This is a genomic window from Methanospirillum sp. (assembly GCF_035406105.1).
In the GTDB taxonomy this organism is placed as follows: Archaea; Halobacteriota; Methanomicrobia; order Methanomicrobiales; family Methanospirillaceae; genus Methanospirillum.
The window spans coordinates 1-4,138 of record NZ_DAONKG010000210.1 but is presented as its reverse complement, the minus strand read 5'-3'; the positions used below and the strand labels follow the sequence as shown (position 1 = coordinate 4,138).

Below are 4,138 nucleotides of genomic sequence, written 5' to 3'. Positions count from 1 at the left end.
GAGAACACGGCCTGACGTCCAGACATGCATCCGTGCCTCGCCTTTCCCCCATCTGACATACTGCTCAAGATGGATGGCCCGTGCAGCATCCCGCAAAACGGACATATTTACGAGATCCATCTTTTTGAGGGAGACAGCACCCTTGTCATGTTCCCCTCCCTTTACCAGCCGGGTCAGGATGAGTAATTCAATGACCGCATCTCCAAGGGTTGCAAGGGCATCAAGATGAGAGTCTTCCGAAAGGCCCTGTTCCTTACAATAAGCCAGTCTCGTCAGTGCCCGGAGCAGAAGGGATTTGTCCCGAAAGGTATAGCCGGTCACCCGCTCGAGCTGCTCTGGAAATAATGCTGCAGTCATCCTTATTGTGAGGCAAGCATCCTGTTTATGGACCGTGCTGCCTGTTTTGCCCCACCCATTGCCATGATGACCGTTGCAGCGCCGGTGGTGACATCTCCGGCTGCAAATATCTTTGGATGAGATGTCCTGCCATCTTCTCCGGTGACAACATTCCCTGCTCTTCCTTTTTCGATTCCAGGAATCTGACTTACCAGTACCGGGTTTGGTCCCTGTCCAATCGCCTGGATGACCACATCACATGCAAGGGTAAAGGTGTCATTGTCAATTGGTTCAGGTATGGGCCGGCCACTCTCATCAAGGTTGCACATCTGCATCCTGATGCATTCAATCCCCGAAACTGACTGATCGCCAAGGATTCGAACCGGGTTTGCACAGGTGATAAACATAACCCCTTCTTCTTTGGCATGGAAAACCTCGGCTGCACGTGCCGGCAGGTCCTCTTCCCGTCTCCGATACACAAGTGTGACCTCTGCACCCATCCGTCGTGCAGTTCGTGCTGCATCCATGGCAACATTCCCACCACCGACAACAACAACCCGGTTCATTCTGGCAACCGGGGTATCATATTCCGGGAAACGTTCTGCATGCATCAGATTGACCCGAGTGAGAAACTCATTCGCAGAGTAGACACCACTCAGGTTTTCCCCGGGTATTCCCATGAAATATGGGAGACCGGCACCGGTTCCAAGAAAGATCGCATCAAAACTATCCAGCTCTTCATATGAAACGGTCCTTCCGACCAGATGGTTCAGGCGAAGATCAACCCCCATCGCAAGGATGAGATCAATCTCTGCCTTCACCACATCCTTTGGCAGACGGAACGACGGAATACCATAGGTCAGAACACCCCCGGGGGCGTGTAATGATTCATACATGACAACGCTATGACCGCATTTGGCAAGCTCCCCGGCTGCAACAATACCTGCCGGACCGGATCCGATAACTGCAACCCGTTTTCCGGTGAGTGCTTTTCGTGCCGGAATGGTCAGGCCTTTTGCCCGTTCCTGATCGGCTGCAAACCGCTCAAGCTGGCCTATCCTGATAGGAGCCTCCTTCTTTCCCAAGATACAGAGCGCTTCACACTGGGTTTCCTGGGGACAGACACGCCCGCAGATCGCCGGGAGAAGATTCTGCTGCCTGATACTTGCAGCAGCCTCAAGAAATTTTCCCTGTGCAATGAGGGCGATAAATGCCGGGATATCAATATTTACCGGGCAACCGTCAACGCAGCCAGGCTTTTTGCACTGAAGACATCTGCCTGCCTCTTCTATGGCCTCTTGTGGAGTAAGCCCGCAATCGACCTCTTCAAAATCCTTCAACCGGTCGCCCACGCTTCGGTCGCCCATTTATTGCTTCCCCCCACAGGTACACTGATGCTCCTTCCATTGCATCAGGGCTTCCTTCTCATGTTCCATGTAATACCGCTGTCGTTGCATCAGATTGTCAAAATCAACCGTATGGGCATCAAACTCAGGCCCGTCCACACAGGCAAACTTCGTCTTCCCGTCAACAATACACCGGCATGAACCACACATACCGGTCCCGTCAACCATGATGGGGTTGAGAGATACAAAGGTCCTGATACCCTGCTCACGGGTGACATTGGATGTTACTTTCATCATAATGGTTGGACCGATGATCCAGACCGCATCAACTTTCTCGTTAGCAATAACCTGTTTTAAGAGATCTGCAGCAAACCCGTGATGACCTTTTGAACCATCATCAGTCGCAATAAGCACCGTATCGCAGATCGCTTCCATCTCGTCCTCAAGGATGAGGAGATCTGCATTTCGTGCACCAAGAATACCAATTACCCGGTTTCCGGCATCTTTGAGTGCCTGTGCAATGACCGGGGTTGAGGCAATACCAACACCGCCACCCACCAGAACGCAGGTTCCGTACTTTTTTATCTCACTCGGGCACCCAAGCGGACCGGCAATATCACTGATGGTACCGCCCGCAGGAATTGCTGCAAGGGCATGCGTGGTTTTTCCAACCGCCATAAAGATAATTCTGACAAGATCTCCGGATATTTTTGAGATCGTCAGGGGGATTCGCTCGCCGGTCTCATCGATCCGGATGATTACAAACTGCCCGGCCTTTGCATTCCGGGTCACATGGGGAGCATTTACCCATATCTCATAGACATTTTCGGATAATTTGAGAGATTTTTCGATTATATACACCAGATGTCACATCCGGAAAAAATTATTCGGGCCCTTATTTATTGCCCGTCAAGCTTCTTTACTTTACGCACCCGGACCGCGATTCCCCGGGACGATCGGATCATCTCATCCGCACCCATCACCGCCCGTCCGGTTGCCATGGCCTTATCTCCGATAACCAGCACCTCATCTCCGGGTCGGATGACCGGATCGGCATCAATGACTCCAGGTGCAAGGATATCTCCCTGCGGAACGAAATTATCGATATAGACACGATAGCCGGTTTCAATCAGTGACCATCCGTCAAAGGTGGGTCGTATCAGACCATGAGACGGAACGGTGGAGAAGAGGAGGGTTCTTCCCCGTTTTACGACCTGCTCCGGATACGATCCCTTGACCTCAAGATTTGGAGCCTTCAGATCATACCCGAACTGGAATGATATCATCCCTCGAACCAGGTGTGATTTTACTTTTCGCTCCCCGTCAAGGGCCTCGTGTAAAGCCTGGAGTGAGGCAGGATCGGTCAGGCGATCGGTATCGCCGGTGAATTCTATCTCAAATCCCGCCTGGTCTGCTGCTTCCTGTGCAATGATACGGGCATCACCATCCAGATGAGCAAGAACGCGACGGTACGGGTGCCGGGTAAAATACCTGACCAGAGCCTTTGTAATGAGGTGCCGCTCCTCATGGTCCCAGTACCCGGTAACTGGCACATCATATGCCGCTGCAGGATAACAGAGCTCAATATCACGGGGGACAAGCCCAAGCGGTGAGGTGATAATGAGCTCATGCGCCCTCCGCCCAATAGCCTGGCTGAATTTCCGATGTGACTGGGAGAGACTGTAGGGTTTTTTTGCAGAACAGGGGATCAGAACGGCAACATCACAAACCGGCGGGATGTACCGGTCAACCAGCCGGTCGATAAACCGTCTGACCTCAACCCGGTGAATACTGTCGCCGGATGTGGCAAAGAACGGTGTTGTACGGGATACCGGCGTATTCTGTTCCATCCGGTCAGATTGCTCGATATGTCGCATGATCGAGACATATTCCGGTTTTGTCCTGCATCGGCCATCAAGGAACTCACGGAACGTCCCGTCACGAATCCGACGCCTGATTCTGGCAAGTTCCTGATCCAGTGCTGCCCGGTTATGGAGGAGGAGATCCCCGGTCATACACCCCTGGCAGGAGCAGAGACCATCTCCCATCACACTCTCCGGATACTGGCCGTCCGGAAGGCAGAATCTGCCTTGCGCAGTTGCAAGGTCTGTTGCGATATAATCAAAGAGATCAAATCCGGCATGAACAAGAATTGCCGCATTCTCAGGGAGTGCTGCACCGGGGAGATACCAGCAGGTGTCCGGTGGGACTGATGCCTTTAACCCATCCAAAAACTGGCAGAAGTCACGGGGTCGGGAGAGCAGGGTGTGCCAGTTTGGGGTGATGACCGTTTCCCCGGGTTGAATGGGAAATGGTGCATGAATATGAAGGGGAACTGGCTGCTCTCCATCACGGACCAGGAACAGGGATACAAACTCCGGATCCTCAAGTGCCGGAATGTTTGAACCGGACCGGCTGCACAGAGCAGGATACAGCCGGGTCGTGTCGGTGGCTGC

4 protein-coding genes are annotated in these 4,138 nt (G+C 52.9%); all 4 read right to left on the bottom strand.

Features of this window, described 5'->3' with window-relative positions; translation table 11 throughout:
* Positions 1-357 (bottom strand): ribonuclease III domain-containing protein (locus tag PLA23_RS11080; protein WP_324475222.1); only part of this gene is annotated, 357 nt, incomplete at its 3' end.
* 2 nt (positions 358-359) lie between these two features.
* On the bottom strand, positions 360-1,703 hold the full coding sequence (gltA, locus tag PLA23_RS11075; RefSeq protein WP_324475221.1) for an NADPH-dependent glutamate synthase: 1,344 nt from the start codon (positions 1,701-1,703) through the stop codon (positions 360-362).
* A complete protein-coding gene (locus PLA23_RS11070; RefSeq protein ID WP_324331613.1) occupies positions 1,704-2,543 on the bottom strand; it encodes a sulfide/dihydroorotate dehydrogenase-like FAD/NAD-binding protein in 840 nt (279 codons plus the stop codon).
* 38 nt (positions 2,544-2,581) lie between these two features.
* A partial coding sequence (gene arcS / locus PLA23_RS11065; protein ID WP_324475220.1) for an archaeosine synthase subunit alpha occupies positions 2,582-4,138 on the bottom strand: 1,557 nt, incomplete at its 5' end.